Source organism: Protofrankia sp. CiP1_Cm_nod1, assembly GCF_920888515.1.
GTDB lineage: Bacteria > Actinomycetota > Actinomycetes > Frankiales > Frankiaceae > Protofrankia.
The window spans coordinates 1-19,674 of record NZ_CAKKTM010000023.1; the positions used below are offsets into that span (position 1 = coordinate 1).

The window sequence follows — 19,674 nt, forward strand, 5'->3', positions numbered from 1 at the left end:
GGCGGGGCGTCCGGCACCGCGGGCGCGCCCGACGCGTCGGCGCCCGCGTCCTGGCCGGCCGCGCCTGTCGCGTCCCTCCCAGTGGGAAGTGTCTGTGTCGTCACAAATTCTCCGCTTGTGGTTTTCTCCGCTCCGGATGTGCTCCCGGCGCCAGCACGGCCGGCGGAATATGGAGCCGGCGAAACTCAAGGCCGGCGATGGTGGCAGCCGGCGATGGTGTCAGTGGTGATGCTGTCGTCCTCCTGCGTACCGCCGGGCGGACGCCGGACACGGATGGCGGCCAGCCGGCGGATCCGCTGGCATCCGCCGATATCTGCCGGGGCTGTCAGGAGCCGTCCTGATTCGCCGGGAGGCGCGGCTGACCTGTCGCCGGTTCGTCGGATATCCGAAAACAAATCGCCGCGGCCGGCCGAAGACGATCAGAAATTCCTGGAGCCTCTGGCAGCGGGCCTGTCGGGCGCTCGTCGCGTCACGCGTTCAAATCGTCACATTTTCGGGTCGCCGCGGGTTGGGCGAGGTCACGTCCCCGGCCGGGATGCCGGACATGCGGCGGACTTCACCCGAAGAAGGTCGATGTGACCCCGAGTAACCAGAAGCGCCGGCTTGAACATGAAATCAACGGAAGCACGACGCTCCTACCTGCGTCAACAGACCAAGTTGTGTGATGCATGTCACTTTTCTACTTCTTGACTGAACAAGCGAAAAATACGCAGAGTGCTGTTTTGTGCCTGCCGAGACCGTCCTGACGCGCCGTCGTTGCGTGGATTACGGTCTGGCCTGGAGCAGCCGCTGTCGATGACGGCCGCGTAAGGCGCCGCAGATCTCGGACCGGCCGGCGCACGACCGGTTCCCTACCGAATTGCGACTTTCCGTAATCGGGATTTACCGGTGGCGGCCCTGATGCCTCCGCCGGCCGGCCGGCCTGTTTCCCGTCACCGTCACTTCTTGCCTTCCTGTCCTCCTGCCTTCACCCTCGTCTCCGCGGACGGCAGAGGTCCGCGTACCGGAGTTGCCTGATGCCACGTCTGTCGACCCGTCCGAAACCCCGCCTGCTCGCCGGCGCCGCCGCGCTCGCGGCCCTGCTGGTGGCTGCCGCCTGCGGCGGGGGAACCGACACGCCGAAACCGACATCGGCGGGTGTCGCGCCGGACCTGTCCGGGGTGACCCTGCGGGTCGCGGACCAGGTCGGCCAGAACAAGGCGGTGCTCGACGCCTCCGGCGCGCTCAAGGGCGCGCCGTACAAGGTCGAATGGTCGGACTTCTCCGCCGCGGCGCCCCTGCTGCAGGCGCTGCGGGCGAACGCCGCCGACATCGGCGGCGCCGGGGACGCCCCCGTCCTGTCCTCGCTCGGCTCCGGCGCGCCGCTGAAGGTCGTCGGCGCGTCCCGAAGCTCCCCGCGGGGAGTCGCGCTCCTGGTCAGCAAGGACTCGCCCATCCACAGCGTGGCGGAGCTGAAGGGCAAGACCGTCTCGCCGACCACGAAGGGCAGCGTCGGGCACTATCTGCTGCTCGGCGCGCTCCGGGAGGCCGGGCTCGCCCCGAACGACGTGGAGATCTCGTTCCTGTCGCCGCAGGCGGCCGGCGCCGCCTTCGACTCCAACCAGATCGCGGCATGGGCCACCTGGGACCCGTACATCGCGTTGTCGGAGGCAAAGGGCGCCCGGGTCCTTCGGGACGGCAGCGGGATCAGCACCGGCCTCGGATTCACCGTAGCCTCCCAGCAGGCATTCGAGGATCCGGCGAAACGCGCGGCCATCGCCGACTTCCTCGTCCGTCAGGGCCGGGCGTACGCATGGACGAACAGCAACAAGGAGGCGTTCACCACATTGTTCGCCTCCCTGACGAAGCTGCCGGGGCCGGTCGCGGCCGCGGTGGTCGATCGTCGGAACATAGCCGCGGTCCCGATCGACGACACGGTCGTCAAGGACCTGCAACGCACCGCGGACATCTACACCGAGGCCGGCGTCCTCGACAAGAAACTCGATGTGGCCTCGTTCCTGGTCCGCGCGCTGAGCGGCTGACCGGGCAGCTGGCCGGGGCGGGGCGGGTAGCGTCGTACGGGTGAGCGTGACGGGTGAGCGTCGGCAGTTGGAGCCGCTCCCGTACGACGGTGTGCTGTCGGTACGGGTGGGCACGGTCCTGTGGTTCGTCGCGCTGATCGTGATGCTGCCGTTCCGGGGCGGCCTGCGGGCTGACGGCCACCTGTGGTGGATCGCCACCACGGCCGTCGGCACGCTGCTCGGCCTGGTCGGAGTCTGGTCCACGACCCGCCGCCGCAACCGCCTCCGCCGCCAGCTCCCCACCGCCCGCACCGACCAGTCCCAGCCGTAGCCGATTCCAGCCGCGGCAGCCGGTCATCTCCGATTCCGGTGGATGACATCGAGAATATCGGTCAGGTATCCACTTAGTGGGCCATCCGTTCACCGCCTGACCTTTGACGCCGCGGGCTCGCGTTAAAGGTCAGGGGTCCAGCCTTTCATGGCGGCTCCTGTCCGGTGTGTCCGCTGTTGCCCGTCGAGCCGGTGGCCGGGCGCTGCTGGTCAGGAGTCGTCGAGGTCGGCTTCGGCCTGGCGTTGGGCTTCGCGGGCGGGGTCGCGCAGCGCTTCGGCGATGGCGTGGCGGCGGTCCCAGGTGCCGGCGTGCCAGGCCAGGGCCCTGGCCAGCGCGTCCGTCCCGGAGCCGGCGTCGATGTGGATCTCCCCGCCGATGCCGCCGAGCACCCGCCATGGGACGGGCGTGGGCCGGCCGTCGACGTCGGCCACGAGCAGGCGGGTGTGGGAAAGGTACGGCGTCCCGTCCGGTGCGGTGAGCTCTTCGGGGGTGTCCCCTTCACCGGCGCCGATGACGGTGTTGTGGTCATCGCGGGTAGTGATGACGTCACAGTCACCCAGCGACGAGAGCAGGGGGACACCGAGTACGTATGACGCTTCGGCCGCCCGGTCCAGCGGCAGCCGCAGCGCGCCGCGGCCCGCGCCGAGCAGCGGCAGGAGGTCCGGCGCGTCCACGATCACGGCGTCGGAGGTCCGTACCACGCCGTCCGGGGTGCGAACGGTCAGCGGAGGGTCAATACTGGCCGGTCCGTCGTCGTCGTCGTCGCCATCGCCGGTCTCGCCGTCGGTGTCGGTGTCGGTGTCGCGGTAGGCGCCGTCGCTGGTGATTCCGGAGCGGGGGAGGGCCGCGACGGCGTCCACCGCGGCCATGTAGAGGGCGCGGGCCGCCGGCCACGGCACGTCCCGGTCGGCGTCGCCGAGCCGGTCCAGCAGGTCGAGCACGGCGTCCGGATCACCGAGGACGTCGGAGAGTGTGAGCCGGCAGCCGAGCCGGCGCAGCAGGTCGGCGTCGACCCCGGGCAGGGGGGCGGCCGGCGCGAACAGCCCGGCCAGCAGCGGGTCGGCGCCGGGCAGCGTGAGCTCCGGCGGTGGCAGCGCGGCCGTGGAGCCGGCGACCGGCAGCAGCGCGTTGCGTGAAAGCCACCAGCGCGTGTACGACACTCCGACGTCCGCGGCCGGCCCGATACCAGCACCGGCTCCGGCGCCCCGGCTCCGACCAGGACGATCGGGCCACTGGAGCCGGCCGGACTTCATGATCGTGTCTCGTAGGGGCGGCCGGGCCAGCTCCGCGAGCGCGGCGGGCCACTGTGACGGGTCGACGAGCTCGAGGTCGCGTACGGCGGCGAAAGCCCGCAGGGTGGGCGGCGCGCCCGGCCCGTCCACGTCCGGATCCGGGCCGGCTCCGGGCGGACTGCCGGCGGTGATCTCCGCTACCCAGAGGTCGCTGTCGTCCAGGTCGAGCAGGACCGGCTCGTCCGGGTCGAGCCGGACGTCGGTGGCGCTGAGCACGGCAAAGGTCCGCAGCACCCCGACCGCCTCGAGCACCTCCGCCGGCCATGCCCGCGCGAGGTCGTCGGCCAGGACGCGGAACGGCGCGTCCGCCGCGAGCACCTGGTCGAGCGGGCTGTCTGCGATCAGGAGCTCCCCGGCGGGGGTGAAGTCGCCATCGCTGTCAGGAAGCAGCAGGTCGGCGAGCCAGGACAGTTCACCGGAGGCATTGTCGTCACCAAAAGTAACAATGCTGCCGTCGATGCTGCCGGCGCCGCCGTCGAGCCCGCTGGCGACGCCGAGGCCCGCGTCCCGGACCAGGGCCAGGACGGCGCCCGCCAGCGCGAGCGCGGCGTCGGAATCGGCGTCCGCGTCGACATCGATGATCGCATCGCGGACGGAGCCGTCGCGCAGGACACCGGCGGGGGTCCCCTCGACCGCGCCCAGCGTGCGCAGGGCGTCGCGGGCGGCACCGGCACAGGCGTCCGGGTGTGCCACCCGCAGCGGGAGGCCCGAGGCCACCAGCGTGACAACATCCAGCTCAGAGGTGGGGAGCAGGACCCCTCGCGGGCCGGTGACCATCCGGACGCCCAGCTCCTGGGAGCCGTCGGCGTTGCCGGTCACGCCCGCTCCGGTGTCCGCGTCCGCGTCCGCGTCCGCGGCGAGCGTGGGGGCCGCGGACGCCGTGGGGAGCGCGGCGGCGGTGGGTGCGGCGGCCAGCGGGACGGGCAGGGCGCCGAGGGCGTCCCGGTCGGGGGCGTGCGCCAGCGCCGCGTAGACCCGTGCCCACCAGGCCGGCGGCCTGCGCAGCTCGGTGAGGATCTCGACGACCCCGGCGGTGTCGAGACGGCGTACCCCCAGGGCGTCGAGGGCCGGCCGCCACCGGCGGGCGGCGTAGGCCGCGGGCAACAGCCCGTCGACGGTGCCGCCGGCGTCACCCACGGACCCGCCCGCGCGATCGCCGTCACCGGCGGGCAGGTCCGCGGCGGCGGGCAGGAGCCGTTCGAGGTCGGCGATCTCGCGATCGGCCCTGGGCAGGCCCTCGCGGGCGGGCGGGCGGCTGCCGGCCGGCGAGGTGCTGCCCGCGGACGCCGGGACCGTGGCGGGATCTTCCGGAGCCGGGGCGGGATCGCCGGATGCGGCCGTGAGCAGTCCGGTGACCGGATCGGTCGCGGGGCCGAGGTCGCCGACGAGGCAGTCGGCGCCACGGCGGCCGCCGGGCAGCAGCGGCGCGTCCGGCAGCAGCCGGGCGAGAGCGTCCCGCAGCCTGGCGTCGACGTCGCCGACCGGCAGCCCGGTGGGGACGAGCTCGAGCGAGGCAGCCGGCGCCGACGCGGCGTCCAGCGCCGCCTGCCACCGCGAGGCGTCCAACGCCGTTCCCGGCGAGGCGTCCAACGCCGTTCCCGGCGACGAGGTGGCAGGCCCCGCCGGATCCGCCGGTGGCCGCTGGGTGTCCAGAGCCTCCTGCGCTCTCAGGACGTCCCAGAGCGACCGTGCCTGTGCTGACGCGGCATTCGGGATCGTCGGCACTGGTGCCGACGCCGACGCGGGTGGCGGCGCAGGCTGGGCGTCCGGCGGCGGCAGGAGGCCGTTGCCCAGGTCGACGGCGAGGTCGACGACCGTCTCGGCGAGCCGGTCGACCAGCCAGTCCCGCAGCGGGCCGGCGACCGTGTGCCGGCGGGACGGCTCCAGCGGCAGGCCCACGCTGGCCAGCACCGGCAACGACAGCCGCTCGTCGGTCGGCTGCGGCGCGCGGACGAGTTTCGGCACGTCAGCGGGCCAGCCGCCCTCGCGTACGAAGGCCCGCGTCTCGAACCCGGTGCGGGCCCGCTCCTCCACCGGCCGGTCGGCGAGCAGAGCGGGCGGGATCATCCCGCGCCGGACCCGGCCGAGCCAGCGCCTGCCGTCGAGCACGGCGATCTCCACGCCGTCCGGCGCCCGGTCCGCCCAGGTGCAGGACAGGGTCCGCCGGACGCCGTCGATCACGATGGTGACCTCGGTGAGCCCGGGCATGACCAGCGGAAGCGTCGGGTCGAGGCCCGCGAGAAGGGTGCGGGCCAGGGCGACCGCGTCGGCGTCGCGCAGCGGCAGCCGGACGACGGTGTCGTAGCCCGCTGGCGGCGCCGCCGCGTAGAGGACGGGCAGGGGCAGCCGGAGCACCGGGACGGCACCGCCGCGGCGGGCCAGCTCGGCATCGAGGGCCGGCACCCCGAGCCCGCCTACCGCGTCGATCGTTTCCCGCTTCGACCAGCGGACGCCGAAGCCGCCGCCCGGCGCGCCGGCGGCGTCCCCGGCGTCCCATGTCGCGCTCGACTGTGGCGCGGCGGTCGAGCGCGACACGATCGACGGGGTGTCGCTGACGGCCAGGACCGCGGCGAAGCCGACGCCGAAGCGGCCGAGGGCCGCGGTGTCGCGTTTGGCCGAGGCACGCAGCGTCGAGAGCGACTCGACCCCCGGCGCGGACAGCGCCGCTCCGGTGTTGGCGATCTCCAGCATGCCGCCGCTTCGGCTGCGGTGCTCGCCACCGCCCGGGCCGTGACCGCCCGGGCCGTGACTGTCGGGGCCGTAGCTGCCGGAGGCATGGCCACCGGGGGTGTCGCCGCTGGTCAGCGTTATGAGGACGCGACAGTCGGCCCCGGCGGCCTGGGCCGCGTCCACGGCGTTCTGGAGCAGTTCCACGACGAGGCGGTCGTGGTAGGCGCCGCGGGCGGCGTCCTCCTCGGCGTTCGCGTCCTCGCGGAAGCGGGCGGGGGAGGCGGCCCAGGCGTCCAGCACCCGGCGGCGGATGGCGGCCGTCCCGAACAGGTCGCCCGGGGTCACGCCGCCGGCGCTCGCGTCCACGATCACGTTCCCGTACGGCTGTGCGTCCATCGGCCCATCCTCCTCTCCGACGGCCCGGGCCAGCGTCCCGGGAGCAAAAAGATCAACGATCGCGTCGCGGCCCGGTCACCAGCCGATGACCGGCCACCGGCGCGTCGGCCGACGACCAGGCCGGTGGCCGCCAGTCGATGGCCGGCTTGCCGATGTGCCGGAATCGGCTTGCCGATGTGCCGGCCGATAATCGGACGGTGGCATCCGCGGCTCGTCGTGATGATCCGAAGCTGGTGCCGGCGCTGATCAGCCAGTGGCAGCGGATCGCGGACCAGGTGGACGCGTCCGCCGGCCTGGCGTTCACGCGGCCGAGCAGGCTGCCCGGCCGCAGCGTCGCGGATGTCGTCGGGCACCTGGCCAGGTCCATCGCCGCGCTCGCGGACGCGGCCGTGTCCGCGCCGCCGCCCGCCACCGCGCCGACGCTGTCCACCTCCGCCTACCTCGCGGGCTGTCCTGCCGGCCCTCCCTCTGCCGGTGGCCTCCTTGCTGGTGGCCCCCTTGCCGACGCCGGCCATCCCCCTGCCGGCCGGCAGTCACCGGCCGCCGGCATCGACGCCCCCGGGCCGGACAGCCCCGCCGGTTCCGCGGCTGGCGCCCGCTCGCGGCTGCGGGAGCGCATCGCCGCCGCGGTGGCCGCTGTCGACGGCGCCGACATCGGGCGTCTGGTCACTGTCACGACCGCCACCGGTGAGGGCCTGCCTGCCACCGGTGAGAGCCTGACTACCGGTGACGGGTATATGACTAATAGTGACGAATTTCTGACTACTGGTGACGGGGGCCTGGCCGTCGGTACCGTCGACGGGGGCCCGGCCGGCGGCACCGGCGGCGGGGCGGGCACCGGCGGGACCGGGATACGTCTCGGGGATCTGCTGCTCGCCGAGGTGGTGGCGGGTGTCGTGCACGGCCTGGATATCGGGGTCGAGCCGGCCCGGGACGCGCTGCGGCTCGCCGTGAAGGCGTGCGCCGGCGAGCTCGTGGCCCGCGCTCCCGGGCGTTCGGTGGAGGTCCGGGTGCCCCCTTTCGCCGCGGTGCAGGCCGTCGAAGGCCCGCGGCACACCCGGGGCACCCCGCCGAACGTGGTGGAGGCTGGGGCGGTCGCCTTCGTCGAGCTTGCGGCAGGCCGGCTGAGCTGGGCGGACGCGACCGCGGACGGCCGGGTCCGAGCCGGCGGCGCCCGTGCCGATCTTCGTCCGTACCTCCCACTGCTGCGGGTCGCCTGACCGGAACCACCCAACTGGGATCATCCGGCCTGACGGCCTGACGGCCTGACGGCCTGACGGCCTGACGGCCTGACGGCCTGACGGCCTGACGGCCTGACGGCCTGACGGCCTGACGGCCTGACGGCCTGACGGCCTGACGGCCTGACGGCCTGACGGCCTGACGGCCTGACGGGCGCGTACGGGAGCGCCGGTCAGCTAACCATGCGTATCCCCCCGAACGGTGACCCGTTTCGATGGACGCCGGCCGTCGGAGAAGATCGGCGCAAGTTTGTCGTTGTGTACGCTTTTACGGACAAAAAGCGTACACAACGACAAACTTTCCTGGATCATGGTCTGTGCGGGTGGTCGTGAATGGGATCCGCGCTACTTGACCGGCGCTCTAGATGATCGTGCCGGGACGTCCGCTGCCTCCTGGTCGGTGGGATGATCGCCGTCCCGGCGGGAAGGTGGCCGGGCTGGTTCTGCCGGCGGAAACGTCAAATATGCCTGTGATGTCCGCTCCCGCCCGCATGAGTTGTAGATCGACGGGTGTAGGCCCGGGTCCGCACTGCTAGCGTGGACGCCGGACCAGTACCAATGACGTCCAAGGAGCTGTGTTGCGCGACGTCGGTGACTGTTCGACCTGCCCACCTGCCTGTTCGGCGGAAGGCCCCGGGTCCGCCCGCGTTCCGCGGGCTGTGACGGCGCGTGGTCCCGGCGCATCGGGTGCGGGAGCTGGCGGTTCCGGCGCGGGATGCTGTGTTCCCGATCACTTTCCCGACTGCTCCGATGATCCCGGTCCGCGGGACGCCTGCGGGGTCTTCGGGGTGTGGGCGCCGGACGAGGACGTCGCGAAACTCACCTACTACGGGCTGTACGCGTTGCAGCACCGGGGGCAGGAGGCAGCGGGCATCGCCGTCGCCGACGGCCGGGCCGTCCTCGTCTTCAAGGAGCTGGGGCTGGTCGCCCAGGTCTTCGACGAGGTGACGCTGGCCAGCCTGTCCGGCCACGTGGCCGTCGGGCACACCCGCTACTCGACGACCGGGTCGTCGACCTGGGAGAACGCCCAGCCGTCCTACCGGTCGTCGCGGCGTGGAGGCGTCGCACTCGGTCACAACGGGAACCTGACCAACACCGTCGAGCTCGCCGCCGGCCTCGTCGACACCGGCGAGGACCGGATCCGGGCGACCACCGACTCCGATCTGATCACGGCCATGCTGGCCGCCCATCCGGGGCCGACGCTGCGGGACGCGGCCATGGCCGTGCTGCCCCGGCTGGCCGGCGCGTTCTCGCTGGTCTTCTGCGACACCTCGACCCTGTACGCGGCCCGGGACACGCACGGGGTGCACCCGCTGGTCCTCGGCCGGCTCGGCGGGGGTGGCGGGGGTGGCGGGGACGCCCCGGCGGCCGGCTGGGTCGTGGCGAGCGAGACCGCCGCCCTCGACATCGTCGGCGCCGAGTTCGTCCGCGAGATCGAGCCCGGCGAGCTGGTCGTCATCGACGCCGCCGGGCCGCGCTCGCACAGGTACGCGCCCGCGACGCCGCACGGCTGCCTGTTCGAGTACGTCTACCTGGCCCGCCCGGACACGACGATCGCGGGCCGGTCCGTGCACGCGACCCGGGTCGAGGTCGGCCGCGCCCTCGCCCGTGAGGCTCCGGCGGACGCCGATCTCGTCATCGGGGTGCCGCAGTCCGGCGTGCCGGCGGCGGTCGGCTTCGCCGAGGCCAGCCGGATCCCCTACGGCGAGGGCCTGGTGAAGAACTCCTATGTGGGACGCACCTTCATCCAGCCGTCGCAGACCATCCGCCAGCGCGGCATCCGCCTGAAGCTCAACCCGCTGCGCGATGTGATCGACGGCCGTCGGCTCGTCGTCGTCGACGACTCGATCGTGCGTGGCAACACCCAGCGGGCCCTGGTACGGATGCTGCGGGAGGCCGGCGCCGCCGAGGTGCACGTGCGGATCTCCTCGCCCCCGGTGCGCTGGCCGTGCTTCTACGGCATCGACTTCGCCACCCGGGCGGAGCTGATCGCGAGCAGTTCCTGCGTCGAGGAGATCCGTGAGTCGCTCGGTGCCGACTCGCTCGCCTACGTCTCGCTGGACGGCCTGGTCGCGGCCTCCCGGCAGCCGGCCGAGACGCTCTGCCGGGCCTGTTTCGACGGGGTGTACCCGGTGCCGCTCCCGCACACCGGCCATCTCGGCAAGTACCTGCTGGAGGACGTCGTGAGCGAGATCACGGCCGGGATGAACGGCGCCGACCCCTCCCCGGACGTGGACTCCGTGGTGCGGCCGGGTTGAGCGTGCCACCGCCCGTTCCGCCCGGCTCGCGGGCCGCGAGGCCTGAGGCGTCTTCCTCGCCACTGGCCCCGCCACCGGTTCCGACAGGGGTCTCGTCGCCGGCGGTGTCCTATCGGGACGCCGGCGTCGACATCGACGCCGGTGACCGTGCAGTCACGCTCATGCGTGAGCACGTCGCCCGGGCCACGCGGCCCGAGGTGGTCGGTTCCCTCGGCGGTTTCGCCGGGCTGTTCGCGCTCGACGTCGCCCGCTACCGGCGTCCGCTGCTCGCCTCGTCGACCGACGGCGTAGGCACGAAGATCGCCATTGCGCGGGCGGTCGGACGACACGACACCGTCGGTGTCGACCTGGTCGCGATGGTCGTGGACGACCTGGTGGTCTGCGGCGCCGAACCGCTGTTCCTGCTGGACTACATCGCCTGCGGGACGGTCGTCCCGGAGCGGATCGCGGCGGTCGTCGCCGGGATCGCGCGGGGCTGCCAGCAGGCCGGCGCCGCGCTGGTCGGCGGTGAGACCGCGGAGCATCCCGGCCTGATGGGCGCCGACGACTACGATCTCGCCGCCACCGGCGTCGGTGTGGTGGAGGCGGACGCGCTGCTGGGGCCGGACCGGGTGCGGCCCGGGGACGCGGTGGTCGCGATGGCCTCGTCCGGCCTGCACTCCAACGGGTACTCCCTGGTGCGCCACGCGCTGCTCGGCCCGCCGGACCCGGACGGCCCCGGCGGGGTGTCCGCGGAAGGCCGGGCCGCCCTGGCCCGCCACGAGGACGACCTGGGCGCCACTCTCGGTGACGCGCTGCTCGTCCCCACCCGGATCTACGCCCGCGACTGTCTCGCCCTGGCCGAGGCGCTGGACGTCCACGCCTTCGCGCATGTCACCGGCGGCGGGCTCGCGGCCAACCTGGCGCGGGTGCTGCCCGCCGGCCTGACCGCCCGGCTGGACCGCGCCACCTGGGCCCCGCCGCCCCTGTTCGCCCTGCTGGCCGGGCGTGGCGGCATACCGCGGGCCGAGATGGAACGCACGTTCAACCTCGGGGTGGGGATGGTCGCCGTGCTCGGCGCGGACGATGCGCCCGCCGCCGTGGACCTGCTCGCCGCCCGCGGGATCCCCGCCTGGATCGTCGGGGAGGTCACCGCCCGCCCCGGCGGGGGCACCGCCGAGGGCGCCGCCGGCTCCGTCAACGGTGCCGCGGAGGAGGGCCGGGCCGAGCTTGTCGGGGAACACCCGCCCGCCGGATAGCCGGCGCTGGTCGGCGCCTCCCGGGGCTGGTCAGTCCCCGGGGGGTTTGGGGCCGCGGGGCCGCTGGCGGTACAGCGGCAGGATCCGGGCGTTCGTGCCGACCGCCCGGCGGGGCGCGGACTCCGATGCCCGCAGATAGGCGGTGAGCTCCGGCAGCGGCATGGCCGCGCCGGTGTACAGGCCCTGGACGAAGTCGCACCGCAGCGCCGCCAGCGCGGCCATGAGCTCGGCGGTCTCCACCCCCTCCGCGACCACCTGGAGGCTGTGGGTGTGCGCCAGGTGGATCGTGGCGGAGACGATCGCGGCGTCACCCTGCTCGACCAGCAGTTTGCGGACGAAGCTCTGGTCCACCTTGACCTCGTCGAGGATCCGCTCCTGCAGCATGGTCAGAGAGGAGAATCCGGTGCCGAAGTCGTCGACGGCGATCCGGACGCCGATCTCCCGCAGCTTGCCCAGCAGCCGGTGGGCCGTCCGCTTGTCCGACATCATCGCGGTCTCGGTGATCTCCAGGGTGAGTGCCGCCGCCGGGACGTCGTGCTTGACCAGCAGCTTCGCCACGTCCCCGGGAAGTTCGGTGTTCAGGAGGTTGCGGGCGGAGAGGTTGACCGACACCGTGATGTCGAACCCGCTGGCCCGCCAGCCGGCGCACGCGACGAGGGCCTGCTCGAGGATCGCCTTGGTGAAGTCCTGCACCAGCCCGGACTGCTCGATCGCGGGGACGAACATCTCGGGGGTGAGCATCCCGCGCCGTGGATGCTTCCAGCGCACCAGTGCCTCGACGCCGCTGATCCGCCCGGTCCGCAGCTCCACCTGGGGCTGGTAGTTCAGTACCAGCTCGTTCCCGCTGATCGCGGAGCGCAGCTCGGCGACCAGGGCGAGCCGTTCCAGGGACGGGTCGTGGCTGCCGGCGTCGAAACGCCGCCACCGGGGATGGGAGTGTTTCGCCTGGTACATGGCGATGTCGGCGTGTTTCAGCAGCTCCTCGATGGTGCCGCCGTCCTGCGGGTGGCAGGCGACCCCGAGGGACGCCTCCACCGCCAGCGGGATGCCGTCCATGACGATGTCCCGGCACAGCACGTCGGCGAGTTCGGCGGCGGCCGCCTCGGCCTGGGCGGGGTCGTCGATACCGGTGACGAGGACGGCGAACTCGTCCCCGCCCAGGCGGGTGACGACGTCGTCCGCCCGGACGCCGCGCCGCAGCCGCTCGGCGACCGCCTGTAGCACCCGGTCGCCGGCGCTGTGCCCGAGGGTGTCGTTGATGATTTTGAAGCGGTCCAGGTCGATCATCACGAGGGCGACGGACCGCCCGCTCTCGGCCTGCCGCCGCAGCTCGGCCGCTGCCCTGGCCATCAGCAGCCGGCGGTTGCCCAGGCCGGTCAGCCAGTCGTGCCCGGCGTCGTGGGCCTGCTCCTCGGCCACCTGGCGGGCGTGGGCCTCCAGCCGGGCATGCGCGAGGGCGCGGGAGACTGCCTGGGTGAAGGCCGCCAGGACCTGCTCCTCGTGGCGACGCCAGGCCGTCGGCCGGCGGAAGCTCAGGGTGAGTAAGCCGATCCGTTCCTCGCCCGCGAGCAGGGGGGCGCTGATCTCCCGGAGCCGGGGTGGCAGCCACCGGCGGCGCCCGGGCGGAACCGGCCATCGCTCCTCCTGCCGGTGGGCGTCCCGCCCGGAAGGAGAGTCTTGCTGGTGGGCGTCTTCCGGCGGCGCACCTGGCGGTGGATGCCGCCCGGCCGTTGCCGGCGCGTGCTGGCCGGCCGCTGCCGACGCGGTGCCGGTGAGCGTGGGGCCGGTGAGCGTGGCGCTGGCGGGTGCGGCGTCAGTGGGTGTGGTGTCGGTGGACGCGCTGTCGGCGGGCCTGCTGTCGGTCGGTGCGGTGCCGGCGGGCGCGGCGGGCCAGGTGGTCAGCACCGTGCTGTCCGCGCGGAAGAGGATCTCGGCCCTGCGTTGTGCGATCATGATGACGGTTGGCTCGTCGGCGTCGGCGAGCTCCCGGGTAGCGGCGTTGACCTCGTCCCAGTGGCCGCGTTCCTCCAGGGAGCGCAGCCTGCGGTAGTGGCCGATGCCGGGACCGGCCGCGGCGAACGGAAGCGCCAGCGCGACGGCCGGGCTCCAGCTCACGGCCGCGACCAGCAGCAGGCCCAGCGCGGTGTTCGCGATGATCGACTGCATCCGCAGGAGGGCGAAGCTGTCGTGCGGCATGCGGCGGGCCGGCCATCTCGACCACGTTGTGACGCGCGTTGCGATACACGCGGTGAGAAGCGTGCTGAGAAGCCAGGTGAGGATGCCGCAGGCCATGGCGGCGACGGCCACGGCGACGAACGCACGGGTGCTCGGCAGCGCCGCCGGCAGGCCACGGCCACCCATGACCGCGGCCGCGGCCAGGACAGCCATCCCGGTACTCGTGGTGACGACAGCGGTGCGTACCAGCGCTGGGAACCGCCGGTGCCCGGCGGCCAGCTGCGCTCCCAGCGTTGTCGGCAGGCTGAGCAGGACGACCCACGGGCCCGGGACCAGCGCGAGGGCGATGATCAGCGAAGATTCCCTGAGGTTGACGCCATCCAGATTCCGGCCGATCCGGCGAATGACCACCGGTAGCTGGCCAAGCACGCACGCCAGCAGAGCCAGGGCGAGCGCGCCCCAGGCGGGCCGGTCACCCCGGGCGGCGAACAGTGCCGCGACGGCGACGGCGACAGCCACGGCGGACGTGCACGCGAGCACGCCGTACAGAATCTGGGGCGAACGAAGGGAACGTGACCGTTCATCACCCTGGGTAGCATGATCTGAGGAGGCGGACGGCGGCTTCGTGGACATGTAGCCGGCCTCCGTCTCGACCTTGCGGGCAACGCGCCGATGCCTGCCAGCAGCCTTCTCGTAGGCTCACGTTCAGGCCGAGACCCGCTCGGATGGAACGGCCGTCATTGCCGCCAGCTGGTGCGGTCCGATGGCGATGCGACCCCGCCAGTTTGCCACGTGTATCGGTCGAGTCCGTGCTGACCGGGATGCTCAGCTCGAATGTTGCCCATAGTGGCATAGATCATATAGCGGTCCGTTACAATATGTCTCATATAAATAACTAAATGCGACAAAATTTGGGTGATTCGCACGCTTCGGCTCCCCATCGCCATGCCCGTCTGTCGGGCCCGCGACGGAGGTATGGCGGCGGCGTACGGACGCGGTACCCGGGCCTGTGATGCTCGCCCGTCGACCCGCGGACCGTCCGGCGGACGCCCGCGGCTTCACGTGCTACCCGATGGCCACGTGGGCCGGTGAACCCGCCGGAACCCGCGGAGCGACCACGCACCAGCCCTGTGAGACCCGTCCGCGCGCCCCCGGACGGAGCCGCCTGCGCCCCGGAGGTGCGCCGGCTGGTGGGCCTGCGGGCCGTGTGAGCTCCCGTGACCGGACGTTCACGGGACGCCGACGGCTCGCACCGCCCCGGGACGGCTGCCTCCGGTGGAGCGCCGGCCGCGCGATGGCCGCCCCGGAAGAGCTCGAAGCGTCCAGAACGGGTGCGCGTCCCACACGTGGAACGGGCGTGGGACGCGCACCCCTGGCGCACCTTGCGGTGGTGAGGAGCACTGCCCGACGGTGGTACCCGGTGACGCGGGACCCACGGGCCTGCGCACCATGCGCGTACCGCTACCGTCGGCCGGTGTCCTCATCCTCATCGACGTAGTCGTACTCGTAGGAATCATCCGAGTACGGATCGTCCGCAGTGTCGTCTCGCGTACTGCTCGCGCCCAGATCGGCCTTCAGCCGATCCAGGTCCATATTCGGCGAGTTGTACTTGAGCTCGCGGGCGACTTTCGTCTGCTTGGCCTTCGCTCGGCCGCGCCCCATGGCTCGACCCCCTCGAACATGACGACGGGGACCCGCCCCGGTGCTCTCATTGTCTCGTGCCTCCCGAGACTACAGGGATCGCGGGCCGCCCGGCATGCCAACCCCACAGTTGTCCGGTTGGGAGGCGATCGCAGCGGCATATACGTGACATGAATCACAGATCGAAATCTGGCGACCGGCCGCTTCGGCTACTCCTGAACGCCGGGGCCGCTCCGAACATCAGGGGCCGCTCCGAACATCAGGGAACGAGAATCTGGCGTAGCCGTCCGACCTCGCTGATGCGGCGCTCCGCCAGCTGGGTGGCGGCGACGGTGGAGGTGACCCCGGTCCGCTCGGCGAGGGCCAGCACCTCCAGGGTCGAGGCGAAGATGCCGCTCGCCTTCGCCCGCGCCCGCTCCGGGGAGTAGCCCTCGATCTCGTCGGCGACCTGGATGAGCCCCCCGGCGTTGACCACGAAGTCCGGCGCGTAGAGCACACCCGTCCCGGCCAGCAGCTTGTCCACGTCCGCGTCCGCGAGCTGGTTGTTGGCCGCGCCACACACGACGCGCGCCTGCAGCGCCCCGACGACGTCCGCGGTGAGGGCGCCACCGAGCGCGCAGGGGGAGTACACGTCCGCGTCGGCCCCGATGAGCGCGTCGGGGTCGGCGTGCGTCTCGGCGTCGGGATACTCCGCCCGCAGCCGCCGCAGGGCCGCCTCGCTGACGTCCGCGGCGACCACCCGGGCGCCGTCGGCGAGCAGCTGGCCCACCAGCCGCCGGCCGACCTTGCCGACGCCGCTGACGGCCACCCGCCGGCCCGCCAGCGACGGCACGCCCCACAGGTGCCGGGCGCAGGCGCGCATCCCCTCGAACACGCCGTAGGCGGTCAGGATGCCGGAGTCGCCCGAGCCGCCGTGCGCGGGGGAGCGTCCGGTGACCCACCGGCACTCCCGCGCGATCACGTCCATGTCCTCGACGTACGTGCCGACGTCGCAGGCGGTGATGTAGCGGCCGCCGAGCGACGCCACGAAACGCCCGTACGCGCGCAGCAGCGGCTCGGACTTGTCCCGCCCGGGGTCGCCGAGGATGACCGCCTTGCCGCCGCCGAGGTCCAGGCCGGCGCAGGCGGCCTTGTAGGCCATGGCCCTGGACAGGGCAAGGGCGTCGCTCAGGGCCGCGTCCTCGTCGGCGTAGGGGTGGAATCTGGTCCCGCCGAGGGCGGGGCCGAGGGCGGTCGAGTAGATCGCGATGATCGCGCGCAGCCCGCTGGCGGGGTCCATGCAGAAGACCACCTGTTCGTGCTGCGAACCGGCGGTGAAGACGGACGGCACCGGTGAGGCTCCCTTCGCCGGGAACGTGGGGTTCGTCAGGGAAATGACCATCAATGATCATCGGGGTCGACGCCTGGCCGGGCGGAACGTCCCGGACGGGCGCGGCCGGTGTCCGCAACGTATCCGCGGGTGCCTCCATGGGCTGGTGTGGTGGTGATTGTTCGTCGTTGCCGCCGTGTGCCCCCGTCGTCTTCCGGGGGGTGCGTGTCGACGATGGGCCTACGGCGGCTCGCTGATGTTCCCGGCATGCCAGGATCTCTTCTGTGGCGCCTGTCGTGAGTCCGGCCGCCTACCTGCGGGTGTACGAGCCGCTGGCGGCCTTCCCCCCGGCCGAACGGCTCCGTTGGGAGCGGTACGCGGCCGAGGGAGGCGTGCCCAGCCGTCGTGCCGGTGCCCGGCGGGAACGCGCCGTCGCGCTGGCCGCGACCATCCGTCCCTCGCTGGACGTGGCCGACGAGTCCGCCTTCGTGCAGATGGCGGACGGCCTGATGTTCGTCTGCCCCTGGTACACCCAGCTGCGGGTGTGGCAGGCCGCGATGGAGTTCCGCGGCCGGCTGCCCGAGCGGGTGGCCGAGGCGTTCATCCCGCGCCGGCTGGCCGAGCCCGCCGAGACCGAGCTGGACCGCTGGCGCAGCCGCCGGCCCGGTCTCAAGGTCTACGTCCAGACCTGCACCTGGATGGTGCCGCCGCCGTGGTTCGTCCTGTTCGATCCCGCGGAGCGGGTCCTGGTCACGGGTGACACCGTCGACAGGTCGCTGCTCTACCGGACGTCGATGGGCCTCGCCCAGCGCCGGGTCACCCGGGCCCTGGAGGCGCTTGACGTGCTGCGCCGGGTCGCGCCGGACTCGCCGGGCGTCGACGGCGTGGCCGAGCTCGGGGGCTGGCTGGAGGACTTCCACCCGCACAGCCGGATCGAGCTCGACTACGGGGGCGTCGTCGATCTGCTCGACGACGACGCGCTGCGCGGCGACACGTCGGTCGCGGACCTGGGCGAGGCGATCACGGCGTTACGCCGAGGGCGAACAGACGCGGCGGTTACGGCGTATGGGCGTGTCCTGAACCGGTGGAGACCGCTTCAGACCAGGGAGTCTGCAAGCTGATAGTTCATGTGTGCTAACTGAGCGTGATTGCTCGCTTCGGACGTCGTGTGACTAGTCAGCAGATGGTCCTGACGTGCCATGTCCGAAATGCCCCCGAAGGATGCACGATCTGTATGGGACGGAGCGACGCTCTGTGACGGGAGGCCAACGCAATGACGACGAGAACACCGGACGCTGAGCCGCTGCTGACGCCCGCTGAAGTGGCAACGATGTTTCGTGTCGACCCGAAGACGGTGACCAGGTGGGCCAAGGCGGGCAAGCTCACGTCGATCCGCACTCTCGGCGGCCATCGCCGCTACCGGGAGGCGGAGGTCCGGGCTCTCCTCAAGGGGATCCCATCCGTGGGAAGTGAGGTATAGCCCCACGCCAACGCGATCAGACGCATCGGATCCTCCTTCCTGTTTCGGCATGGTCCGCAAGCTTCGGGGTCCAGGCGGTTCCGGCTGCTTGCGATGCGGCCAGGCTAAGGCCAGGGGGATCGTCGGTACGGCGGTTGTTCCAACCAGGGGCAATGGTTGTGCTTCGGATGTGTCGATCTTGTCGAAGATGAGGACGTGCCAGTACGTCCAGTCGTTTTCGGGTTCTTCGACCAGGATCCGGGAGTCTTCGACCAGGAAGCCGGGGTCCCTGGCCAGGATCCGGGGGTCTTCGACCAGAGGCTGAGGGCGGCGTGCCGCAGTTCTTCGCCCGCCGCCTCAGGCCCGGGTTCCCGGACCGCTGACAGACCGGCGTTCCGGGTCGGAGCCCCCGGGCCCGGGCACCCCCGAGGGGCCCGGGTACCCCGAGGGGGTCGTGACACACGGTTCCCGCCGTGGCCAGGGCTCGGCCGGTGGCCAGTGGATCAGATCCAGGGCCGCCGGGCATCCCTGGGACCGGCGCCCGCCAGGATGGCCGCCCGCGCCGCGGCCGCGGCTGGGGATGCCGCGGCCCGCCGGGCGGGTGACGGCCGATCTCGCATGGACGTCCGCCGGCCGGGTGGCTGCCGGCCGGGTGGCTGCCGGTCGCGCGCCGTCCCTGCCCGCGCCTGATCACGCCTGATCACGCGGTCAGGTCATGCGTGGTCACGAATCCCCTGCCGTCCCGCGGCCCGGGCACAGTGGGCGCCGCAGAAGAACTGGCCGTTGGTCTGCGCCCCGTGCCCGGAAATCTTCACGCCGCAGTGCTCGCAGACCGGGGCCATCGCGTGGATGGCGCACTCAAAGCTGTCAAATACGTGCACATTTCCCTGGGCGTGCACCTCGAAGCTCATCTCGTAGTCGTTACCGCAAACCTCACAACTGCCCATTGTGACTCCCCGTCGGCGCCCTTGTGGTGGCTCTGTCGCTTTGTCGCTGCTCACTGCTCGCTGTTCGGTGGGCCCGGGGGCCGGGACGCGACCGACACGGCACCGGGATTCTCCGGAGCGGGCCGGAACGCCGGGCCCCCGGGCCGTTCACCGGTAATCCGCTGTAGCCGCTCGTGCCCGGCCGCGTGGTGGCCAAACCGGTGCCGGCGAACTCCCTTTCGGCGGCCGGGCTTTCCGCGGTCGGGCAAGCGGGCCCGGCCGCCGGTTCTTCCGGTTCGGCCCGCCTTCACACGGCTGTTCCGGTGCCCGGGAGCCCGCCAGTCACGCCGGACCGGCGACGCGCCGTATTCCAGGCACATCCCGGGTAGCCCGTATCCATATACGTCGTATCCCGGTTACGGAGCACACATTTCCAGGCATGGACGCGCGACATTGCCGGGCTCGTTCGTGGAGAGCCGGGAGCAGGTGCCGAGGGAGCCGGGCGGCCCCGCGCTGGACATGGCTTCCCGGTGGTGGGCCTGGCGCGGCTGGTGATGGGCGCCGGCTGGGCGAGGCCGCGGGCCGGCCATGTTGCGGCCGGGCACACGTGAAGTACCGCTTGGCCTGAACGTGGTAGGTCAGGCCGCGGGCCGGCCATGTTGCGGCCGGGCACACGGGATGCCGGGCCGCCGCCGCACCGGGGCGGTCCCCTGTCGCCTGTCGGGGCGGGCCGCTCCCGGG

At 72.6% G+C, this 19,674-nt stretch carries 12 protein-coding genes; 7 read left to right on the forward strand and 5 right to left on the reverse strand.

Annotation, left to right across the window (positions count from 1 at the left end; translation table 11 throughout):
* The first annotated feature begins 1,016 nt into the window (after nt 1-1,016).
* Nucleotides 1,017-2,021 carry an ABC transporter substrate-binding protein gene (locus NBX02_RS01230; RefSeq protein ID WP_250283102.1) on the forward strand — a complete coding sequence of 335 codons (1,005 nt, stop codon included), beginning with the start codon at nt 1,017-1,019 and terminating at the stop codon, nt 2,019-2,021.
* A gap of 40 nt (nt 2,022-2,061) precedes the next feature.
* Nucleotides 2,062-2,331 (forward strand): DUF2530 domain-containing protein, encoded by a 270-nt coding sequence (locus NBX02_RS01235; RefSeq protein ID WP_250283104.1) that lies wholly within the window; start codon nt 2,062-2,064, stop codon nt 2,329-2,331.
* Between the two features lie 209 nt (nt 2,332-2,540).
* On the opposite strand, the gene NBX02_RS01240 is transcribed toward NBX02_RS01235, so the two are convergent.
* On the reverse strand, nt 2,541-6,689 hold the full coding sequence (locus NBX02_RS01240) for a sacsin N-terminal ATP-binding-like domain-containing protein (RefSeq protein ID WP_250289616.1): 4,149 nt from the start codon (nt 6,687-6,689) through the stop codon (nt 2,541-2,543).
* Between the two features lie 197 nt (nt 6,690-6,886).
* Between NBX02_RS01240 and NBX02_RS01245 the strand changes: the two genes are divergently transcribed.
* The 3 genes from NBX02_RS01245 to purM all read left to right on the forward strand — a co-directional run bounded on the left by NBX02_RS01245 (nt 6,887) and on the right by purM (nt 11,423).
* Nucleotides 6,887-7,909, forward strand: coding sequence for a sterol carrier family protein (locus NBX02_RS01245; RefSeq protein ID WP_250289618.1), 1,023 nt, complete (start codon nt 6,887-6,889; stop codon nt 7,907-7,909).
* A 596-nt stretch (nt 7,910-8,505) separates the two neighbouring features.
* Complete coding sequence (gene purF / locus NBX02_RS01250) at nt 8,506-10,185, forward strand: amidophosphoribosyltransferase (RefSeq protein WP_250289620.1); 1,680 nt, start codon at nt 8,506-8,508, stop codon at nt 10,183-10,185.
* Nucleotides 10,186-10,247: 62 nt separating this feature from the next.
* Nucleotides 10,248-11,423 carry a phosphoribosylformylglycinamidine cyclo-ligase gene (gene purM, locus NBX02_RS01255; RefSeq protein ID WP_250281021.1) on the forward strand — a complete coding sequence of 392 codons (1,176 nt, stop codon included), beginning with the start codon at nt 10,248-10,250 and terminating at the stop codon, nt 11,421-11,423.
* A 30-nt stretch (nt 11,424-11,453) separates the two neighbouring features.
* On the opposite strand, the gene NBX02_RS01260 is transcribed toward purM, so the two are convergent.
* The 3 genes from NBX02_RS01260 to NBX02_RS01270 form a co-directional block, all read right to left on the reverse strand.
* Nucleotides 11,454-14,117, reverse strand: a complete 2,664-nt coding sequence (locus NBX02_RS01260) for an EAL domain-containing protein (protein WP_250289622.1) — start codon at nt 14,115-14,117, stop codon at nt 11,454-11,456.
* Nucleotides 14,118-15,059: 942 nt separating this feature from the next.
* A complete protein-coding gene (locus tag NBX02_RS01265; protein WP_250281015.1) occupies nt 15,060-15,260 on the reverse strand; it encodes a DUF3073 domain-containing protein in 201 nt (66 codons plus the stop codon).
* A gap of 238 nt (nt 15,261-15,498) precedes the next feature.
* Nucleotides 15,499-16,620, reverse strand: a complete 1,122-nt coding sequence (locus NBX02_RS01270; RefSeq protein WP_250289624.1) for a Glu/Leu/Phe/Val dehydrogenase dimerization domain-containing protein — start codon at nt 16,618-16,620, stop codon at nt 15,499-15,501.
* A 212-nt stretch (nt 16,621-16,832) separates the two neighbouring features.
* Here NBX02_RS01270 and NBX02_RS01275 point away from each other — a divergent pair, with 212 nt between their 5' ends.
* Nucleotides 16,833-17,669, forward strand: coding sequence for a hypothetical protein (locus tag NBX02_RS01275; RefSeq protein ID WP_250289629.1), 837 nt, complete (start codon nt 16,833-16,835; stop codon nt 17,667-17,669).
* Nucleotides 17,670-17,821: 152 nt separating this feature from the next.
* Nucleotides 17,822-18,028, forward strand: a complete 207-nt coding sequence (bldC, locus tag NBX02_RS01280; RefSeq protein WP_013871846.1) for a developmental transcriptional regulator BldC — start codon at nt 17,822-17,824, stop codon at nt 18,026-18,028.
* 692 nt (nt 18,029-18,720) lie between these two features.
* Here the strand turns inward: bldC and NBX02_RS01285 are convergent.
* Complete coding sequence (locus NBX02_RS01285) at nt 18,721-18,954, reverse strand: hypothetical protein (RefSeq protein WP_250281009.1); 234 nt, start codon at nt 18,952-18,954, stop codon at nt 18,721-18,723.
* Between the last annotated feature and the right edge of the window lie 720 nt (nt 18,955-19,674).

Excerpts from the sequence above, each read along its gene's own strand:
- NBX02_RS01230 (WP_250283102.1), top strand. The coding sequence starts at position 1,017 with ATGCCACGTCTGTCGACCCGTCCGAAACCCCGCCTGCTCGCCGGCGCC.
- NBX02_RS01240 (WP_250289616.1), bottom strand. The coding sequence starts at position 6,689 with ATGGACGCACAGCCGTACGGGAACGTGATCGTGGACGCGAGCGCCGGC.
- NBX02_RS01265 (WP_250281015.1), bottom strand. The coding sequence starts at position 15,260 with ATGGGGCGCGGCCGAGCGAAGGCCAAGCAGACGAAAGTCGCCCGCGAG.
- NBX02_RS01270 (WP_250289624.1), bottom strand. The coding sequence starts at position 16,620 with ATGGTCATTTCCCTGACGAACCCCACGTTCCCGGCGAAGGGAGCCTCA.
- bldC (WP_013871846.1), top strand. The coding sequence starts at position 17,822 with ATGACGACGAGAACACCGGACGCTGAGCCGCTGCTGACGCCCGCTGAA.
- NBX02_RS01285 (WP_250281009.1), bottom strand. The coding sequence starts at position 18,954 with ATGGGCAGTTGTGAGGTTTGCGGTAACGACTACGAGATGAGCTTCGAG.